At 34.5% G+C, this 20,210-nt stretch carries 17 protein-coding genes and 1 tRNA gene; 10 read left to right on the forward strand and 8 right to left on the reverse strand.

The features are described from left to right. Positions 1-452: 452 nt before the first annotated feature. The 4 genes from ubiC to ACFINI_RS05000 all read right to left on the reverse strand — a co-directional run bounded on the left by ubiC (position 453) and on the right by ACFINI_RS05000 (position 6,204). Positions 453-959, reverse strand: a complete 507-nt coding sequence (ubiC, locus tag ACFINI_RS04985) for a chorismate lyase (RefSeq protein WP_375646432.1) — start codon at positions 957-959, stop codon at positions 453-455. A gap of 1,157 nt (positions 960-2,116) precedes the next feature. Further along, a complete protein-coding gene (locus ACFINI_RS04990) occupies positions 2,117-2,368 on the reverse strand; it encodes a GlsB/YeaQ/YmgE family stress response membrane protein (RefSeq protein WP_375611967.1) in 252 nt (83 codons plus the stop codon). Between the two features lie 857 nt (positions 2,369-3,225). Beyond that, positions 3,226-4,917, reverse strand: a complete 1,692-nt coding sequence (locus ACFINI_RS04995; RefSeq protein WP_375611968.1) for a Na/Pi cotransporter family protein — start codon at positions 4,915-4,917, stop codon at positions 3,226-3,228. 69 nt (positions 4,918-4,986) lie between these two features. Next, the gene (locus ACFINI_RS05000) at positions 4,987-6,204 is read right to left on the reverse strand and encodes a mechanosensitive ion channel family protein (RefSeq protein ID WP_375632320.1); all 1,218 of its coding nucleotides are present in this window, start codon (positions 6,202-6,204) and stop codon (positions 4,987-4,989) included. 134 nt (positions 6,205-6,338) lie between these two features. On the opposite strand from ACFINI_RS05000, the gene dnaG reads away from it, so the two are divergent. The 3 genes from dnaG to ACFINI_RS05015 all read left to right on the forward strand — a co-directional run bounded on the left by dnaG (position 6,339) and on the right by ACFINI_RS05015 (position 11,751). After that, a complete protein-coding gene (gene dnaG, locus ACFINI_RS05005) occupies positions 6,339-8,276 on the forward strand; it encodes a DNA primase (protein ID WP_375646435.1) in 1,938 nt (645 codons plus the stop codon). A gap of 390 nt (positions 8,277-8,666) precedes the next feature. Beyond that, positions 8,667-10,682 carry an RNA polymerase sigma factor RpoD gene (gene rpoD / locus ACFINI_RS05010; RefSeq protein ID WP_375646439.1) on the forward strand — a complete coding sequence of 672 codons (2,016 nt, stop codon included), beginning with the start codon at positions 8,667-8,669 and terminating at the stop codon, positions 10,680-10,682. 607 nt (positions 10,683-11,289) lie between these two features. Then, positions 11,290-11,751, forward strand: a complete 462-nt coding sequence (locus ACFINI_RS05015) for a YcgN family cysteine cluster protein (RefSeq protein WP_375646443.1) — start codon at positions 11,290-11,292, stop codon at positions 11,749-11,751. Positions 11,752-11,780: 29 nt separating this feature from the next. Here ACFINI_RS05015 and ACFINI_RS05020 read toward each other — a convergent pair whose 3' ends face one another. Further along, the gene (locus ACFINI_RS05020) at positions 11,781-12,524 is read right to left on the reverse strand and encodes an SIMPL domain-containing protein (protein ID WP_375646447.1); all 744 of its coding nucleotides are present in this window, start codon (positions 12,522-12,524) and stop codon (positions 11,781-11,783) included. 169 nt (positions 12,525-12,693) lie between these two features. Between ACFINI_RS05020 and ACFINI_RS05025 the strand changes: the two genes are divergently transcribed. Continuing rightward, a tRNA-Ile gene (locus tag ACFINI_RS05025) sits at positions 12,694-12,770 on the forward strand. A 1,697-nt stretch (positions 12,771-14,467) separates the two neighbouring features. Further along, positions 14,468-14,650 (forward strand): hypothetical protein, encoded by a 183-nt coding sequence (locus ACFINI_RS05030; RefSeq protein ID WP_375611974.1) that lies wholly within the window; start codon positions 14,468-14,470, stop codon positions 14,648-14,650. Here ACFINI_RS05030 and ACFINI_RS05035 read toward each other — a convergent pair. Next, a complete protein-coding gene (locus ACFINI_RS05035; protein WP_007347852.1) occupies positions 14,574-14,888 on the reverse strand; it encodes a helix-turn-helix domain-containing protein in 315 nt (104 codons plus the stop codon). The genes ACFINI_RS05030 and ACFINI_RS05035 overlap by 77 nt on opposite strands. Positions 14,889-15,499: 611 nt before the next feature. On the opposite strand from ACFINI_RS05035, the gene ACFINI_RS05040 reads away from it, so the two are divergent. The 4 genes from ACFINI_RS05040 to ACFINI_RS05055 all read left to right on the forward strand — a co-directional run bounded on the left by ACFINI_RS05040 (position 15,500) and on the right by ACFINI_RS05055 (position 16,734). Beyond that, positions 15,500-15,625 carry a hypothetical protein gene (locus ACFINI_RS05040; protein ID WP_375611975.1) on the forward strand — a complete coding sequence of 42 codons (126 nt, stop codon included), beginning with the start codon at positions 15,500-15,502 and terminating at the stop codon, positions 15,623-15,625. Positions 15,626-15,640: 15 nt separating this feature from the next. Beyond that, a complete protein-coding gene (locus tag ACFINI_RS05045) occupies positions 15,641-15,895 on the forward strand; it encodes a hypothetical protein (protein WP_375646452.1) in 255 nt (84 codons plus the stop codon). Between the two features lie 304 nt (positions 15,896-16,199). Further along, a complete protein-coding gene (locus tag ACFINI_RS05050; protein WP_375611977.1) occupies positions 16,200-16,511 on the forward strand; it encodes a hypothetical protein in 312 nt (103 codons plus the stop codon). Positions 16,512-16,563: 52 nt separating this feature from the next. Further along, positions 16,564-16,734: a hypothetical protein gene (locus tag ACFINI_RS05055; RefSeq protein WP_375611978.1), complete on the forward strand. Its 171-nt coding sequence runs from the start codon at positions 16,564-16,566 to the stop codon at positions 16,732-16,734. 530 nt (positions 16,735-17,264) lie between these two features. Here ACFINI_RS05055 and ACFINI_RS05060 read toward each other — a convergent pair. Together ACFINI_RS05060 and ACFINI_RS05065 are read right to left on the reverse strand one after the other, a co-directional pair. Continuing rightward, a complete protein-coding gene (locus ACFINI_RS05060) occupies positions 17,265-17,444 on the reverse strand; it encodes a DUF1508 domain-containing protein (RefSeq protein ID WP_142416545.1) in 180 nt (59 codons plus the stop codon). A 387-nt stretch (positions 17,445-17,831) separates the two neighbouring features. Then, complete coding sequence (locus tag ACFINI_RS05065; protein WP_375611979.1) at positions 17,832-18,371, reverse strand: helix-turn-helix domain-containing protein; 540 nt, start codon at positions 18,369-18,371, stop codon at positions 17,832-17,834. 359 nt (positions 18,372-18,730) lie between these two features. Here ACFINI_RS05065 and ACFINI_RS05070 point away from each other — a divergent pair, with 359 nt between their 5' ends. Continuing rightward, positions 18,731-19,783, forward strand: a complete 1,053-nt coding sequence (locus ACFINI_RS05070; RefSeq protein ID WP_375646456.1) for a DUF475 domain-containing protein — start codon at positions 18,731-18,733, stop codon at positions 19,781-19,783. Positions 19,784-20,210 lie beyond the last annotated feature (427 nt).

Below are 20,210 nucleotides of genomic sequence, written 5' to 3' on the forward strand. Positions count from 1 at the left end.
AAGATTATAGAGTTTTTACTTTTTTAAAAAGATCTATTGTCAGCACTGTTAAAAATTTTAAAACAGAATGATTAAGCTAATTGATACAGATTTCCAATTTTGGGGAGTGTATTATTGTTTTTTTGCTGTTTCAAAGCATTTGTTTGATAAAGAGTTACCGTATTTTAGAGTAGTGATTATTCAGCAAAAAATTTAAACGTAGATGGTTTTACCAATATGGTGTGTATCTTTTTAATTCAAGTGCTGATTTTAATGATAAGAAAATCAGAACTTGAAAACGTTTTTTCTAGGGGAGACATTTTTAAGCTGAGTTTATGAAATAAAAAGATCTTTTGAAAAGAAGTCTTTGTTTGTAATGTGTTCTTGAGATGATTTTGAAATTCTTTTCTTTGATTAAATCCCTTATAAGCTATATGAAATCTATAAGTTATGCAGAATAAAATGAGTAACCTCTATTTGTGGGGATACAGTGGTGAATCTGTTAAAAATAGTTCAGTTAGCAACAATGGCTTACCCGTTAACCGCAAACGGGAACGGCGTGCCCATAGCGCACCTTGTTGACCAATATGAATGTAATCGCGGGTTAATTTGTCATTGTTAAATAAATAATGTCCTAAAGGTATAGTTCCCAAATGCATCAAGGCTTGATTGTGTAGGAGGGTTTCTTGTGGAATTACAGTGCGTCCAAGGAGCCAAGGTTTATTATCTCCCATTAATATGACTTCGCGTAGCCAATAACGCGCATTTTCGGGGAGATGCTCTGCTTCTTCTGTTAATTTATCTCGCGTAATAAAACATTCGCGTTGTGGTTGAACTTGGAGGCAGGTACAATATTTCTTTAATCGAAGCGTCATTGAGCCCGATTCCATGAGCCAATCGCGAACATTTTCTGGTATTGGAGGATTTTGATCAGAAAACCACTTTAGAGGTGGTAAGATGGAATCTTCAAGATCAGACATCGCTTTACTCCACAGCTAAAGTCTTATTCCATATGTTATGTTGGGTTAAATAGATAGCTCTATTGTAATACAAGGAGTATAAAAGCAGCAAGATTTTAACAGGAAGATATCAAAGGGAAAATCGAAAGCAAAGGTCTTTAAAAGAAGATATGCAGGAAGTATATATTATAGGATTTTTTCATTTTAAAAAGCAAAATAAAGTATTATGTTTTGTTCAAAGCGCTTTCACAATGCATTACGGAAATTTCTTTATCGCATGAGAGCAATGGGAAAAATGTTTCGTGCTTTAAAATTCGTTTGTAACGCATATAAAGAAGAGCTAAAAATTCATCTATGCAAGATGATATAAAGAGGAAATTTTAAGAGGAACAAAACTTTATTTTATACTTTAGAAAGTGAAGAGATATTCAAATCTTTTGAATTGAGATGTAAAGGAGATCGTATTCTTTATAATAAAGAAGTTTATATTAATGCATATATTTTTGCAAACTCTAAAATATATTATATTATTAAAATTTTGAAATATTACATCACATAATGTGTATTAATTTTATAATAAACTTGCATTAATATTATTAATTTTTACTTATATATTTTTATTATTAAAAATAAATTAAAAAAACACATTATAATTTAATTTTTATATTTATTTTAGATACTATTTTATTTTATAGATTAGAAAAAAATATTTATCATTTTATTCTTGCCGTCTCTCTTTATTTCTTAAGAATGTAAAAAAGCGCTTCGAGTTTTTCGGTAAAAAGGGTATTGTTGATAGAGTGTATAGGTGTTAAGCATTATACGGTAAAATCTTTAATCATCGTTAGTGATTTTTGTAACCTTATGAATTGTTATTACAGTGAGATATGCTGGATTTGCGCACGTGGTACAAAAATCAGTTCGTATTTTGTTAAAATAACGCAACATATCTCTCCTCTGATATGCGTAAGTTTATATAGGTATGAAATGGTGCGTTATAAAGTTCTTTACTGCATTTGGTTTTATAATACGGTGATGGTGTATGCCTAAAATCACAGCTTAAGCATCTCACCATCATATCAAAATTGGTAACAACAAGTTACAGGGGAATATTTTAAACTCTGCTCGTTGTTTCCTAGTTTTGTATTGAATCCCAAAAGGTGTAAAAAATAAATACTCTATGATCGAATTTTTTGTCCTATCCATATAAGAATACAGGCTCCTATAAAACCTGAAATAAGATAGCCAAGCCAACCAGCAAAACTTACACCTAAAAGACTAAAAAGAAAGCTTGCTAGTGCAGCGCCAATAATCCCTAAGATAATATTTAACAATATTCCTGTTTGGCTTTTCATAATATACTGTGCTGCCCAACCTGCAATCCCGCCGATAATAATAGCAGCAATCCAACCGATGTTTGCATTTTCCATGATACCCTCCTTTGCCTGAATTTAAATTGTAACTAGAGTAAACTTTGTAAAAATCAAGGTTTATTCCTTTTTTAACCAGTGGAAAGGATATTTCTTTTAGATATTTTACTTATTACTTTCCTTTATATAAAAATAATATTCACATTTATATCATAATAATACTTAATAAGTATAAATATACAACATATTTTAATTTATAAATAAATTAATTAATTGATAAATATGAATAAAAGAAGAAAATATTAGTAGAAATGTTCTAAGAACTCATAAAGTGTATTTATAAGCTTTTTAAATCTCTCTCTTAAATTAAAAAAACAATTGTGATTAAAGCAATAAGTAAAATGGATATTTAAAAGTTTGGAGCTTGCCAATTGATATCAATGATGTTTGAAATGAAAACTGTTTCGTTGATACGTTATAGCATGGCTGTATAGGTTGAACCTCTACCAATCTTGATATAAATGTTGCATTTTTGTGGGGTTTTGTATTTCTTATAGAGTATTTCTGTTTCGCTGCTACTGTGAAGCGGTTCCCTTTTTACAAGGCGGGTTTAGGTTGGAACTATCATACTCTTGACCTACTCTTTATGTGTTTAACAGTCTTGGCTTTGAGATGGTTAGGCATTTTTACATCTTTCTTCAAGAGTTCTATTCTACATGCTGCTTTGTTTGTAATGTGCAAGCAAATGACTTTGAGCAAATCATCATGAATAGATTTTAAATGAAAGAAACTTACGATGAAGAAAGCTCATTTAAATTGTCGAATAATAAGATATTATTGATTAGATCAATATCTTGACCATATTCAAAATTGAATAATCGATGTGATGTGTGTTTTATTCAAGTTATTTGAAAAGTTTAAGTTTTTTCTGCTTGTTCTTCAGCAGGGTTGCGTAGACGAGAACTTTGAAGAAGTCCCTGTTCTTCTAAAATGGGGTAGATCATTGAGGTCAAAAGAGAGTTGATTTGTTTAAGGTCGCGTACAGTGTCGAGATGAAGACTGGATGATTCTACATTTTTGAGATCCCCTTCACGCAGACGTTTAAAATGTTTTAAACTCATCTCTTTTTCTAAGTTTCGTAGCTGATCTTTTTTTTGTACCAATAGGTGTGCAGTGTGTGTATCACGTGAGACGAGAACGTTAAATGCTATATGCGCGTTGGCTAGTACAATGGCGTGGAAACGAAGGAGGTCACTCCAGCCCTCGCTGCTGAACTGTAAACCTTTTTGTTGTTTCTTTTTAACCAGCATCAACATATTATGAATAATGATATCGCCTGCTTGGTCTAATTTTATACAGGCGCCTAGAAGTTCTTGCGTTTGAAGAGCTTCTTCGTCAGATAATTTTTGTCCCGCTAATCGGGCAAGATAAAGTTTGATGGCGATATGTTTTTTGTCCAATATGGTGTTGAGTTGGTTGAGTTCACGAATAATATTGGGATCAGGCTTTTCATAAAGTCCCATAATTTTTTCTAGCATGATGTCTACAAGATCACAAATATGAATGACTTCACGCATGACATTCGAGAGGGCGAGAGTTGGGCGATCAAGAACACTGTCATCAAGAGCTGTTTGATCGGATAAATTGAGCGTTTTGTCGGCTTGCATTTTTTTTGCACTTATATTCACGATCTGAGTGGTTAATTTTAAAACCCATTTTGAAAGAGGTATTCCAGCAAGGAGAATGAAAACATTAAAAATGATATGGGCGTTGATCACTTGAGTAGGGGCGTTATTGCCAAGCCATGTGATGGGAGGGTGAAAGGAGAGAAATAAGATAAGTATAAGGATTGACCCTGCCCCACGCATGAGTAAATTTCCTAAGGGAACGAGGCGGGTATTAGGAGAGGCGTTGCGCGTTAAAAGTGGTGCTATAAGAGAAGAGCCAAAGTTGACACCAAGAACCATGACAACACAGAGTTGCGTATGGATAAGATCGTAGTTGGCAAAATTGACCAGCAAAATGATTCCTGCAATGGATGAATGTAAGAGGTAGGTTAAGCCAGCAGCCAACAAAAAAGTGGAAATAGGATCGGTTGAAAGATAACGAATGATGCTAGGTAAAATTTCGCTTTCACGTAAAGGTTCTGTCGCGGTACTTATCATCTCTAAAGATAAAATCAAAAGACCAATACCGATGACAATACGTCCTATTTGACGCCATTCACGTTTTTCTGTTGTCATGAAGATACAAGTGCCAATTAAAAGACACAAGGGTACAACAAGAGTGAGGTCATAGGTGAGAATTTTTACAACGATTGCTGATCCTAATTCTCCTCCACGTACAGCCATAAGTCCTGCTACTCCAGAGACAAAACCAGATTCAACGAAAGAGCCAACGAGGAGTGTTATTGCTGTAGAGCTTTGTAAAATCATTGCTGTAAAAAGTCCAAAACTTACGGCAAACAATGGTTTTGAAACGACGTGGCACATTTTATATTTAAGTCTGTCACCATAAGCGCGTTCAACTCCTGTGCGCACCATGCGTGTGGCCCAAAGAAGTAAAGAAATAGCGCCGGCAAGATGAAGGAGTACCAATGAACCATTCATGATACTTTATTCTTTCTTTGTTGTTGTGAATGTGGTTGCCTCAAATTAATAAATTGAAGTTTATTGTTTTTATTTCACTTTTGCTTTTAATACTTGATTAAAATCATAACCGCTTGGATTTTGAAAAACCTTTAGACCGAAACAGGGCAGAATGGAATAAAGGTGATCAAAGATATCGCCTTGAATTTGTTCATAGTCGATCCAAACGGTGGTGTTCGTAAAGCAATAGATTTCTAAGGGTAAACCATTTTCTGTAGGAGGTAATTGTCGTGCCATATAGGTCATATTAGGGTTGATGTTTAGATGCTGTTGTAGATAAGCAAAAACATAAGCACGAAAAGTTCCAATGTTGGTTAAACGGCGCGTATTGGCTAAGACATCATGATTTTTATCTAATTGAGCATTCCATTGATCAATTTCTGCTACTTTTTGTGTGAAATAATTTTCTAATAAATTAAATCGGGAAAGATATTTTTGTTCTTCTTTTGTGAGAAAATGGATACTTGATTGATCAATAAAAAGAGAGCGTTTGATGCGTCTGCCACCCGATTCTTGCATTCCACGCCAATTTTTAAAAGGGTCGGTCACAAGTTTACGGATAGGAACTGAGGTGATGGTGTTGTCGAAATTTTGAACTTTAACAGTATGCAAGGCAATTTCAATAACATCACCATCGGCACCGAGATTGGGGATTTCAATCCAATCCCCAACACGAACCATATCAGTAGATGAAATTTGAATACCGGCAACGAGAGAAAGAAGCGTATCTTGAAAAATTAACATGAGAACCGCGGCCATTGCACCAAGACCAGAGAAGAGAATAAGAGGGGAACGGTCAATCAATGTAGCGACCATTAAAATTGTTGCAACAGCAAAAAGTGCAATTTTAGCAATTTGAATATAACCTTTTATTGGTTTTAGTCGTGCTGTTGGTCGTTGTTCGTAAAGGATGTTAATGACATTGAGACAGGAAGAAATTGTCAGGACGACAAAGAAGATAATGAAGGCGTTGGCAACATTACTGATGACAGTGCTAAATGCATCGGGCAATGTTGAGATAAAATTAACACCAATTGAAAGAATAAAAGCTGAAATGATATCCGCTATGTATTGAATAGCATTATTAATATCGATCGTTGTATTTTTGGGGAGAAAAGAAGAGAGTTTTTTTGCTCCGTGAATAAGTAATTTTCGTCCTAGAAAGTTCACTAAAAGGGCAGCTATAGTAAGAATAACAAGCCAAGAAATAGCCTCTAACCACGGATATTGAGCAATAAATTCGATCACTTTTTATTCTCCATTTCTAAAAATATATGCAGTTGAGGATTTAAAATTTTACAACTGCTTAAGAGGAAGTATTGGAATTATGCTCTAAAGTCGTTAAATATGCAAAAAAGAATTTTCAAACTCTGTGAGAGATAATGCGTTTTCCGCCCGATTTCCTTAATGAACTGCGTACGAGACTCCCAATTTCAACAGTGATTGGTCAACGGGTGGATTTTGATCCTCGAAAAAGTAAGCCTTCACGGGGAGACTTTTGGTGTTGTTGTCCATTTCATGGTGAAAAAACGCCAAGTTTTCATTGTGATGATCATAAAGGGCGCTATTATTGTTTTGGTTGTGGTGTAAGTGGAGATATTTTTACCTTTTTGTGTGAGCTTGATGGATTGCACTTTTCAGAAAGTGTAGAGCGTTTGGCTGATTTTGCGGGAATGAAACTCCCTATTTTGGATTCACAAAGTCATAAACGTCAACTGGAAAAAGCTGACCTTTATGATGTGATGAAAATTGCTACAGATTTTTTTCAATATAATTTACGCGATAAAGGAGGTACGCAAGCACGTCGTTATCTGGATGCACGTGGTGTTACACCAGAGCTTGTAGAGCGTTTCCGCATTGGTTTTGCACCGGTAAGGCGTACAGCTTTGAAAGAAGCTCTAGGTACACGGGGCATTTCAATAAAGCAAATGGAAGAATGTGGGCTTCTCTCAGTGCATGAGGAGAGCGCGGATTCTTATGACCGATTTAGAAATCGCATTATGTTTCCTATCGAAGATTTGCGTGGACGTGTGGTGGCTTTCGGAGGGCGTGCATTAGAGAAAGAGACACGAGCAAAATATCTCAATAGCCCTGAAACAGTGCTGTTTCATAAAGGAAATATACTTTATAACGCGGCAGCAGCTCGCAAAAATAGTCGCTTTGTTGGCGATGAAAAAATTCATTCACTCCTTGTTGTTGAGGGGTATATGGATGTCATTGCATTGACTAAAGCTGGTTTTGAAGGAGTTGTAGCACCCTTAGGGACAGCATTAACGGAAGCGCAAATTGAGCTTTTATGGCAGATGGGGAAGGAACCTATTTTGTGTTTTGATGGTGATGATGCTGGTTTAAAAGCTGCTTTTCGTGTTGCTGATCGTGTGTTGCCTCTTTTAAAGGCTGGGGTTTGTGTACGCTTTGTTTTGTTGCCACAAGGGAAAGATCCTGATGAAATTGTTTGTGCTGGTGGAGCACAGCTTTTTTCTTCTTTTTTGCAAAAAGCTATTCCTTTGAGTGAGCTTTTATGGTGGCGTGCTACCTATGGAAAGCATTTTGAAATTCCAGAGGCACGAGCAGCGCTAGAAAAACAACTAAAACAACAAATTTTTACGATTAAGGATGAAGATGTCCGTCGTTATTATTTGCAAGATGTAAAAAAACGCCTTTTTGATTTTTTTCGTCCCTCTTTTTCAAAACAAAAGGGGGAAGGGCGATATGGTCAATCTTCACCAAATAGGACCTTTAAAGATCAAACCTTTTCTCTGTTAGCAAATTCTGAAATAGTACGAAATTCTTCGCAATCTATCCCTTTGCGTGAAGCAGTGATTTTACTCACTTTAGCTTACTATCCTGAGTTGTGGTATGAAAATTTTGAAATTCTTTCTGAGTTAGAATTAAAAAATACTCAATTGATAATTTTTCACCAAGCTATGTTGGAAATTCTTGGGGACCAACAGCTTCATGATAAAGAGACGATGGTTGCGTTCTTAGAAAAAAGAGGGCAAAAGGCTCTGTTAGAGCGTATGAAACATCTTGTGCAAAATATTGGTATGCGTATTATTCTTGGTGGAGCCCCTATAGAAGATGCGCGTGCTATATTAAAACAAGCTGTCTACTTGCATCTTCAAGAACACCACCTACATAAGAGGTTACAGGATATTGAAGAGCAACTTGTAGAAAATCCTAAGAGTGAGGTTTTTGATCTGCTTCGTGAGGTAAAAAATGAGCTGGAGCAGATGCAGGCAACAGAAGCGTTAATTGAAGGATTTGGAAGTTGGTTGGATGAAAAAATAGACGGGAATACACAAGATACGATAAAATGATTCGCTTTTTTAATGCGAATCAGTCACTTAAATTTTAGATGAGGAAGTTTATGTGGAGTGACATTTTTATAAAGATGACAATTAAATTTTAGGAAAAGCGGGTAAATTTTAGGAAAAGCGGGAAATTGGTTCTTACGATAGGGTGCAGAGATTATCTCAGAAGGGCTGAGAGGTGTCGGGGAAACTTCTGGAGTTTTCCCGCGTTTTTGTCTGGATGTCAAGTTTGTCTGGATGTCAGGGCGTATACAAAATGTATTCTTTCCAATGGTAATCTCTTAACAGGAAGTATATATGAGTAACTATTGGTAGATTTTAGTGAGAACAAAAAAACTGGTCACATGGAAACTATGGTTACATGGAAACTGTGAAGTGATCGAGTGGAGTTATGGTATGGCAACAAAGGTTAAACAGAAAGATAATGCAGAAGTAACAAACCAAGCGAGTTTGGATAGTCCTCTTCTTGATTTTTCTGATGATGCCATCAAGAAAATGATTAAACTTGCCAAAAAAAATGGTTACGTAACAATGGATGAACTCAATGCAGTTCTTCCTTCTGACGAGGTTACATCCGAACAAATTGAAGATATCTTGGCGATGTTCTCTGAGATGGGGGTTAATGTTGTGGATGATGAGGATGAAGTCGAGTCTGAAAATTATGAAGAAGAAGTTACGGTAGAGGGGGGTGATTTAGTAGAAGCCTCTAGCCACGCAATTGCAACGACAACGAATAAACGCGAAGTAACAGATCGTACGGATGATCCGGTGCGTATGTATTTGCGTGAGATGGGAGCTGTTGAGCTTCTTTCGCGGGAAGGCGAAATTGCCATTGCTAAGCGTATTGAAGCAGGGCGTGAGACAATGATTGCAGGACTTTGTGAGAGTCCTTTGACTTTTCAGGCTCTTATTATCTGGCGTGACGAGTTAAAAGAGCAGCGTATTCTTCTTCGTGAAATTATTGATCTTGAAACGACTTATGCTGGTCCAGAAGCAAAGCAGGCTCCTGTTATTGAGCAAAGTGAAGTTGATAAGACCGTAGAAGAAAAAATGTCTTCTGGTATACGTAATATGGGGGAGAGCGCAGGAGAGAGAAACATTGAAGACGATGATGAAGAGGACGAGGACGATGTTAACTTATCGCTTGCTGCAATGGAAAATGAACTTTGTCCTCAAGTTATGGAAACATTGGACTTTATTGCTCAAACCTATGTAAAATTACGAAAATTACAAGATCAGCATGTTGAAAGCAGTTTGGCAGAGCGTAAAGAGGGGGCCCTTACATCTTCTCAGAAGAAGAAATATATTCAATTAAAGGGTGAGTTGATTCAAGCGGTAAAATCTCTTTCTTTAAACCAAAATCGTATCGAAGCTTTGGTTGAACAGCTTTATGACATTAATAAGAGATTGATTCATAATGAAGGTAAGCTGAAACGGATTGCCAATAGCTATGGCATTGGCCATGAGGATTTTTTAAAAGAATACCAAGGGCGTGAATTGGACGCAGATTGGATGAATTATATTGCTTCTTTGCCTACACCTGGTTGGAAAGAGTTTTCGGTGCGTGAAGCAAAAGAAATCCAAAAACTGCGAAGTGAGATACAAAATCTTGCGCAAGAAACGGCTATTTCGATTGGTGAATTTCGTCGGATTGTTATGCAGGTGCAGAAAGGTGAACGCGAATCAACAATTGCAAAAAAAGAGATGGTAGAATCTAATTTGCGTCTTGTCATTTCAATTGCAAAAAAATACACCAATCGTGGTTTGCAGTTTCTTGATCTTATTCAAGAGGGCAATATCGGTTTGATGAAGGCTGTGGATAAGTTTGAATATCGGCGCGGCTACAAATTTTCAACTTATGCAACATGGTGGATTCGTCAAGCTATTACACGTTCAATTGCTGATCAGGCACGTACAATTCGTATTCCTGTTCATATGATTGAAACAATTAATAAAATTGTTCGGACCTCGCGTCAGATTCTCCATGAAATTGGACGAGAACCAACACCAGAAGAATTATCTAGCAAGCTTTCTATGCCGTTAGAAAAAGTACGAAAAGTTCTTAAAATTGCAAAAGAACCTATTTCTCTCGAAACGCCTGTTGGTGATGAAGATGATTCCCATTTGGGTGATTTTATTGAGGATAGGAATGCGTTATTACCAATTGATGCAGCTATCCAAGCTAATCTGCGAGATACGACAACACGCGTTCTTGCTTCATTAACACCACGAGAAGAACGTGTTTTGCGGATGCGTTTTGGAATAGGGATGAATACCGATCATACATTGGAAGAAGTGGGACAGCAGTTCTCAGTTACAAGAGAGCGTATTCGTCAAATTGAAGCAAAGGCACTTCGTAAATTGAAACATCCTAGCCGTTCACGAAAATTGCGCAGTTTTCTCGATTCTTAAATAAAGGAATTCGTGTGCATTTTAATAACTTCCTCCTTCTTAATGAAGGGGGAGGTGCGTCACGTTGTACTTGGATGCTTTCTTGAGAAAAACATAGGAAGAATTTGAACAATCTAGAAAGTTTTCGATGTTTAATGTTTTTCTTAGCTTTGGGGCTTTATACTTCTCTGTCTCAGAAGAATAGATATAGGGCAAAGGGTGGTTATGGAGTAGAGAGTAGGGGGGCTTTCAAGAAATGAACGATAAAAACATTACCTTGCGTATAGCGCGGCTCGTTTTTAAGAAATGAGATCTATTAGGAATAAACTTATATTGCAACATACGGACTTTTTGATGAAAAATGTATATTCTTTGCGGAATTTTTCTATCATTTTAGGTGACGCATTTTATTCTTCGTTAAGTTTACAAAGAGATGTTTCAATAGGTTATGTTCATTTATATGCGCTATTTTTGAATATTCTCTTTTTATTCAGATAGCTTTTAAGAACATGGTTTAAAGTATACATTGAGTTAAATCTTTTTAAGAGACAGAAATAGATAAAATTATAGAAATTAAACGTTTCATTTTTTATAGATCGTCTTAATTAAAAAAGGTGTGTCTGAGTTTATGAGTGGAGAACTTCCCTTTTGGAAAGTAAAAAAATTAGAAGAGATTTCCATTTCTGAGTGGGAGAGCCTTTGTGATGGCTGTGGCTGTTGTTGTCTCCATAAAGTTGAGGACGATGATACGGGTGACCTTTATGCAACCAGTATTGCTTGTCGTCTTTTAGATGGGGAAACCTGCAGGTGTCGAGATTATGCTCATCGTAAATCAATTGTACCAGATTGTATATCGCTAGATATTACGACAGTTAAAACAGCGCGTTGGCTTCCAGAAAGTTGTGCTTATAGATTAATTTATGAGGGAAAAGATCTTCATTGGTGGCATCCATTGGTATCAGGAGATTGTCAGACGGTACATACAGCGCGTATTTCTGCACGCGGACAAATAGAGATTTACGAAGACGAATTATTATCTGAGGAAGATTATCTTTATCACATTACTGGTCTTCTACGTGAAGGCCAGTAATATGATTTTTTATACAACTTGTTTGTGACTTAATCGATCGCAAAGACTACAGTGACGCTCACGTTATAATTTAATTCACCACCTGCAAAATTTGTATTTGCGTAGCTTACATCTGCTGCTCTACTCATGAGACGTGGTGTTGGGTGATAGTAATCATCCTTTTCATTGATTTCAATAATTTTTCCTAATTTTAAATCGGCTGCTTGCGCTATCGTTTGCGCTTTTTCAATGGCTTCAGTAATGGCTTTTTTACGTGCTTCTTGATAAAATGGCTTTGTATCTGCGTTGGTAAAAGTAATGCCGTTAACTGAATTAACACCTAGTGTCATCGCTTGATCAAAGATTTTACCAGCATTGGTAAGATCACGAATGCGCACCGTTAAAGAATTTGAAACATGATAGAGTTTTTCATTATTCTTTTTTTCGTGGTGTTTATCAGAGGTCGACTGATAAATGGATAAGCCTGATGTTTGCAAATCATTTGCTTGGATGCCATTGTTTTTAAAAGCGTTTATAATATCATTGATGGATTGATTATTGGAATCTAATGCCTTTTGGGCAGTTTTGTCATAGGTAACAACGGCTAGATTAATAATGGCCATATCCGGTGCTGCTTGACTTTCTCCGATTGCTGTCACTGTAATCGTTGCATTTTTCATTTTATTCTCTTCAGCATAAGCACGTACAGTCAACGATGTGGTTAAGAGTGTAAATGCTAATATAACTGTTTTAACCAGAGAACTCTTCAGTGGTTGAATTTTCTTTTCTATCATATCTATACCTTTATATTTGTCAGTTAATTATTCTCTCATTTTTAAGAGTTTTTGTAAAGAAATTAGAGCACTGAAAAAAAACCAATAGAAAAGAGAAAAAGATGGGTTATAATCTTTGTCAGCTCTTGTATCATAGGGCATTTTAGTTTAGAGAGAAACAACCTATGTGGGGCCTGTAGCTCAATTGGTTAGAGCCAGCGGCTCATAACCGCTTGGTTGGGGGTTCGAGTCCCTCCGGGCCCACCAATAGGGAAATGTACAATAGAAAAATGGATCGTTTATATAAAAGTTTTGAGATTCTACCTTTTTCGTTTTTTATTTATTTTCCTGTTTGTTTTAGAAGCTTTTGGTCGTTGTTTGTTGCAGTTTTTTCTCTCAGTCGCTTTAATATGATGGTATGTTTTCTTAGTCTCATCAAAGAAGTTCTCTCATTTGCAACCTTTTAGCATTTGGATTAACTGATATGGGTCGCTATTTACTTTCTTAATTCATATACTGTTTTGTACTTTTTCTATATGGTGTTCTTCATAAAATAGAAGGCTAAAAGCTTCATTGGATAAGTTTATTTATACTTGTTCTGCAAATAAACAGACCTCAATAAAACCAATTTTAAAGATTGTACCTGTTCAGAACAAATGGCTCAAAAAACATTTAGTGTAAATTTGCTTTTTTCTAAGTGATGTTAATGTCTTTTAGACGTTCGAATAGCATCATTGTGATGAAAGGTTAGTGTATAAGAGAATGTGATCTATGGGCATTCATATGTATCATGGGGGCAACGATGATAACATTTGTTGATATTTTCTTTTTCCCAAGAAAGGAATTCTATTTAATGTCTTGAGAAATATTGTTCATAGTGACGGTAGCGTGTTTTCTGAAAAGAATTTTATTAATTGTTCTTTGAAAAGTCAATTGAGTGATTGTTTCTATCGCTTTGCATCATCCAGATTCTATTGTAATAAGCATTTTATTATTCTGTAAGAAATGTTTTCTATGATATCGGAAAATTTGTTAAAATACCATTTTCTGTTTTTGTGTATTTTTTGCTTAATGTTTAAATTATAGAGTTTTCATGTGATCCGAATTATTATTGAAGAGCAGATGTCTTTTTTGATTTTACTCTGATAAGGAATTGGCAATATTGCGGTAACCCTAGCACTTTTTTGTATTGCTAACATTTTTCTCGGATTGATCGTATAGAGAGTTTTATCTTTATTATGAGTTTTTTCTCTTATGAAAAATTATTGGCAGGGAGGGTGTTTTTTTGGAAAAGTATACTTCTTCTTCAAAGTCATACTTTGAAAATATAATTCTTCATTTGCATAAGGGAATTTTTCTCTTGTTGTAAATCTGTATAAAATTTACGTACAAAGATTGTGCGTGATGATTCGTTTTATTTTTTAATAGTATCATTTTTGCTTATGATAGAGACTTATATTAGTATTTACAAGGTGCGTTTAGAGGAGAGGTTACCTGTAAATGTGTTACAGAGTTTTAGGTAGTGTGGCTCTGTTTATAAGAATTTATTCCTATAACATTGTTATATTCTTGCTTTGCAATATTGTTAAAAAAACATAGATGGTGCTATGTAGAATAAATTGTGATGTATTTTTTTCAAAAAAGCTTTTTCGTGTTCTCTTATATAGAGTTCAGGAGTGTCTTCAGGGATATTTTCACATTAGTTTTTATTGGTCCGAATCGCAAGATCTGCGTAACATTATTCGCGTTTTTGATAGATTATACCAATTTTCATAAGAAGGTCTGGATCGTGTGATGCTTTCTGTTTCACTATGGTACATGACTAATAGAACTTCATCTGATTTTTTAAAATAAGTTTGTACACAATTGCTTCCATACTGCCTATTGCAAATATTTTTTTCTAAGGTATGAGATATATTTTGAACGCTTTAGCGTTATATAGTGTGACTACATGGAGTATGACTATGAAGAATGATAAAAAATTTGAAACAACTTTATCTGATATTATTGTGAAATGGGAGTCTTTATCGACGTCTCAAAAGCAAGCGATATTGGATAAAGTAGAAAATGCTACAGATTCTGCTCATTCAACAGAACATTTAAGGCTTCAATCTTCTTTTTATCTCCAGACGAAATCAAAGTTATGAGTTTTAAGTCTTCATCGGAGATATTGAAACCAGTTATTACATATATGGCACTAGCATTTCCCAGTGTATTCAAAATAGCCATGAGTTTATCTACAGAAGGTCTCTTGCCTCCATTTATCATTTGTTGGACGTAATTTTGTCCACAGCCTGCAGCTCTGCTTATTTCAATCATTGTTCGTCCGTCACTTTTTATCAATTCAACTAAGCGTTGGAACCAATCTTTTTCAGTCTTTGTCATTTTTAGACCTTTACATATTTACGCTATAGCGTTAATATTGCGTTGCGAATCCAGAATATATGATACAAGGAGCGTGAAAATATCCATGTGTAGCTCTTCGCTAAGGAAGCATATAGAGTTGTTTTTAACTAATAACAAAATGTCCCCATACACTTTCAGATTCGAATCAATAAAAATGGTTGCTTAGTTCCACGGTTGTGAAAAAGTAAATGTGTATACCAGAAAGGGCGATACACACTCGTATGTTTATGAGATTTCACTATGATAGTATACGTAGCAGCATTATAAATCAAGATATACCCCAACATCAGAATTTGTAAAAAAAATTCTGCGTTGAGGTAGTGTGTGAATATAACGAAGCTTTAGAGCCTTAAGAGATAGGATAATGGCTGTAGAAAAAATGTAAATTGCATAGACAAAGAATACTGATTTCTTCTTTATTGTAATAAATTAGATCACTATCAGATGGTATATCGTATATATGCGTAAAAAAAAATGGGAAATATCAAAAAAGTGATCTTGGATATTTTATTAAACAGGAAGGTAATCTGATCCACAAAGGTGGTTGTTTGGTAGAATTGTACATTCGATCAATGCCCTTATGGGGATGAATGTGTTTTTATGATGCTGCGGTTTATAATGAAGTCTGTGTTTATAATGATGTTGTTATTGATAACAATGCATTAACATATGGTTGTTTAGTGGTTCGTAAGAGTTCGCATGTTTATGAAAAATAAGAACTTTATCGTTATTTGAATATGAGTGGAGATGCATATGTTTATGCTAATGCGGTCTTTTTTGATCAAGTTTTGAATGCTCAATGTATTGAATTTTGTGGTGATACTCGTGATTTTAGAAAGGCTCGAGTTTATAATGATGCTTTAGTTTGTGATGATGTAAAGATTTGTGGGAAGGCAAAATTTTACAGAAATGCTGTGCTTTGTGACACTGAAGATTTTTGTAATAATGAAAAACTTTCATATATAGCCGCATTCCACATGGCGTAAAAAGGAAGATAGGAACGATTTGGGCAAGGCTTGTATGATTGGATTGCGTCGTTAGTTTTATTTGACGTTCCTTATTTTTTGTATTTTGTGTCAATAAATGTGTCGCAAATAATTGGTGTGAGTGTAGATTTAGACTCTTTCAGAGATTTGTTTGCGTCATTTATCAATGCTTTAATGGAGAAAATAAGAACGCCGAGAGTGATTGTTCACACTTGGAACATGCGATTTATTGCATTTTTTTTTGATTGAGGATGAAACAAATTGGTCAAGATGATCACTTGAGCGACAATTAAGGGAGATCCAAATGAGTGTAAACGAAATTTTATTGGGAGCAATGATTGTTGTTTTGTTGTGCAGCGGGGTTATATTTCGATTTTCTTTATATTATCGCAGTCAAGTGAAAATTTTAAAAGAGGAATCTAGAAGAATAAAGCATGAGTTTTTAAGAGATACTATGAAGATGACTGAAGAACGAGATAGGGCTATTAGAGAGCAAAGTATGGTGATTAAAAGACGCGACCAAGCAATTGAAAAACTGAAAAAACAAATTAAGCAATATGAAAAAAATGAAAAGAAATATAAAAAAATGCTTAAATCTGAAGATGATAAAGAGTGATTGTATTCATATTTTGCATTAAAGGGTTTGGAAATGTGTTAGGAAGATTGGAATGACGAGAGAGATAAACTTTAATGAAGCCAATTATGGTGCTGATGGAGAGATTGTATTGGAAGAGAATATTCAAGTTTACTCTGATTTTATGACAACATTTAAGTTTATAAGACAGAGCGTCGTTAATCATAAAATAAGAGTTTATGATGATAAACCAGTTTATAGGTAGGCTAGTTATTAAAAAGCGCGTCTATACAATCCAGCAATTTTATATTATTGCTGGAAACAGTTTTGCACGTTCTTTTTAGATGTAAGGTATAAATGCTACGATAGTTTCAGCTAATAGGTATAAAAAATTGCATGATAATAGAAAGAAAGAGATATTTGCTTTTTATGAAGATGAAATGGGTAAGTCAGTTATGATTATCAGATACAGAAGAGGAATATGAACGTAAAAGATATTAATATCTTGTAGAGTAAATATATTTCTCATTGATGATTTATCTTCTCTTCATGTGCGTTTATTTTTTATGAAAAATACAAAACTTAAGAGATTTTCTTTTTGATAAAGGCTATAGAGATTTGAGTATGATTGAAAATAAACATATAATCTGTAAGAATATGAATGTTCTTTGTGAGTGTCAGAAATAATACAAAAACTTCCTCTCATTGAGGGCAAATCAATCACTTTTCATTTGTCACAAAAGTAACTACCATACCATTATACAAAATAAACGCTTGTTTTAATGGTAAAGAATGTTAGGACTGCAGTTCTCTAATAAGAGCCTTATGTGTAATTTCTTTTATTTGCTCAATATTAATTAGGATATCTTGTTTTGTTGGATAACCTTTACTAGAAAAAGCAATTTTTTGTGCATCTCCTGAGATTAAACGCCAGTACCATTGATTGTGAACTCCTTGAAACACCTCAAAATACATGCTTCCCACCTCATAAAATAGCTGATAATTTTCAGGATAAATATTTAACTAATCCGCTTGTAAACATTAATGTATGTCTCTCTAGGAAGTCGTCAATATATTCCCTTTAAATTTTCTGACCTTAAAAATAATTTCTATGAGAGCTATTATTCTTTTAACAAGAAAAAATTTATTGTCAATAAGATATGAATGAGAATTTTATACTATAAAATTATTTTTTTTAATTTAAATACACTATACTTTCATTTACAACGCAAATATTTTTCTGTCGTTACAGAAATAAAGTTTATAAATTATATAAAATTTCACCAGCATGGATAAAGTAAAAAATACTTTTTTCCATACTGGTGTTTAATCATTTCTTGCTTTTTCTTTTGAAATAGACGTTTATTGATTAGCTATAACCTCTTTTTGGGATACGCTTCGAATGAGTAAATCAATGAATAAGCTAAGGGTATAAGAATTGGCCATTTTAGCTTTCATATCGATAAGAGAGGTTGTAGTTTTAGGGTTAAAACCATTTGATAAACCTTGTCTTGACAAATATTGCTGCAATTTTTCATAAGAACTGTCGATTTTTTCTTGATTTAGTTTTTCGTTACGATCACTATCGGCAAGTGTTTCTTCCAGTCCCTCGATTTTTTTAATAAAATAATTCCAGTCAAAATCACCTTTTGTATATTCGGTGTCAAACATTTTTCCTTGCCCAGTTAAAAGCCAATTAATATTGACACCATATAACGTGCGGTATGTTTGTAAGACACTAAGATTGGGTTCTCTCTCTCCACGCTCATAAAAAGCAATGGAATTTTTTGTCATGCTAAAACTTTTAGCTAAGGTTTCACGTGATGGATCGCCTAAAGCAAGACGTACATAACGTAAACGTTTTCCAAATATGGTTTTTGATTCAGTTTCAGGACGTGCCACGAATTATCTCCCTCGGTAAATCATCATGGTATAAATCATTAAATAATAAAAGCACACTATGTATTAATATTCTATGATATAATGTCAATATTATAGCTTTAATTTCTTGTTATTTTTTTTATTTGTGTAGATAGAAAGCAATCTTGCACTTATTGTATTGACAATTGATATTCACTTCAAAACAAAATTCCTTGTTGCTACATTTGTCTCTTGCTTTTTTTGAGAGAATTTTCATGTAACTTTACCATATATATTCTATACACCTCTGCATTAATAGATGCAACTTTAAAGAGATGCAAACTTTGGATTGGTACTGGGTGTGCTTAGATGAAGTAGAAAATAAACTTTGAGGAATGATCATGTCCCTATTACGCTATTTTGGGGTTGCTTTTTTTTTCACGATTATTGGTGTCTTTTTAGGAGGGGTTATTGGTTGGTTTGAAACGGAAAGTATTACTGGTTTTCTTAAATATTTTTTTATTTGCTTTGTTTTAGGAATTTTGGAAATTTCTTTATCTTTTGATAATTCTATTATCAATGCGCGTGTTCTTAGTAGAATGAGTCCATTGTGGCGTCGTCGTTTTCTTATATGGGGCATTTTGATAGCTGTATTTGGGATGAGAATTGTTTTTCCATTATTGGTGGTTGTCGTTGCTGTTGGGATTAATCCAATTGCGGCAGTCAAATTAGCGATATGGGAACCACATCGATATGCTGAAGTTTTAACCGATGCGCATATGGGGATTGCTGCTTTTGGAGGAACTTTCCTTATGATGGTTGGCTTAAAATATTTTTTTGATTCTGAAAAAGAAGTACATTGGCTTAATGTTATAGAGAGACCTGCTCAAAAGTTTGGGGCGCTTGTTGGAATTGATATTGCAATTGTTTTGATTTTGATCTTATTTGTTTCAGCTCAGATTGACGCAGAAAATAAAATAACTTTTTTATTGGCAGCACTTTATGGACTTTTGACCTTTATCGGTGTTGAAGTTGTCGGTCATCTCTTGGATACTCCTCAAAAGACTTTAACAACAGTAGCTCACGGGGGAGTAGGGGCGTTTCTTTATTTAGAAGTTCTTGATGCTAGTTTTTCTTTCGATGGCGTGGTTGGTGCTTTTGCCTTTTCACACAACCTTTTTATTATTGCGATAGGTCTTGGTATCGGAGCATTTTACGTTCGTTCTATGACAATTATGTTGGTTGAATCAGGAACATTATTGCATTATCGTTATTTAGAGCATGGTGCTTTTTATGCAATTCTAGTGCTTGCAGTGATTATGTATCTGCAAACGATTATATCGGTTCCTGAAGTTTTAACAGGACTTGTGGGAGTCTGTATTATTGGAATGGCATTATATTCTTCGATTCGTTTTAAGAATCGTCAATTAGATAAACATGTTGTATCTAAGTAATGGAGATTTCTTCCTTTTTCACACTTTTGTTTATCGCATATCTTTGAATAGAAAGAGGTCTTTTATGCAAAATAAAATACTATTTTATTGCTTATTTGCGTTTTTTTAAAGTTGAGTTCATTGCATGATACTACCCATGAAGCCAATAATGTACAATCTCTAGGATACTTTTTGACCTAAATATAAGCAGAAAGCTGATGTTATACTTTTTACCAGCTTTCAATATTATGACAAGCCCTTGCATTTAATGGGTCATAAGAAGCATTCTTACTGTTTTTTTGAATGATTTATTCATACATTGATTCTCTTTGTAACGTGTAAAAGAATGTTTTTCAAACAGGTTTGAAATGAGAGAATTTACGATATTCTGGACTCTTACTTAAATATGTGCAAAATGATTTATCCTTTATAAATCAGTGTATTATAA

Origin of the sequence: Bartonella sp. AA56HLJMS (assembly GCF_042197145.1) — a bacterium.
Lineage (GTDB): Bacteria > Pseudomonadota > Alphaproteobacteria > Rhizobiales > Rhizobiaceae > Bartonella.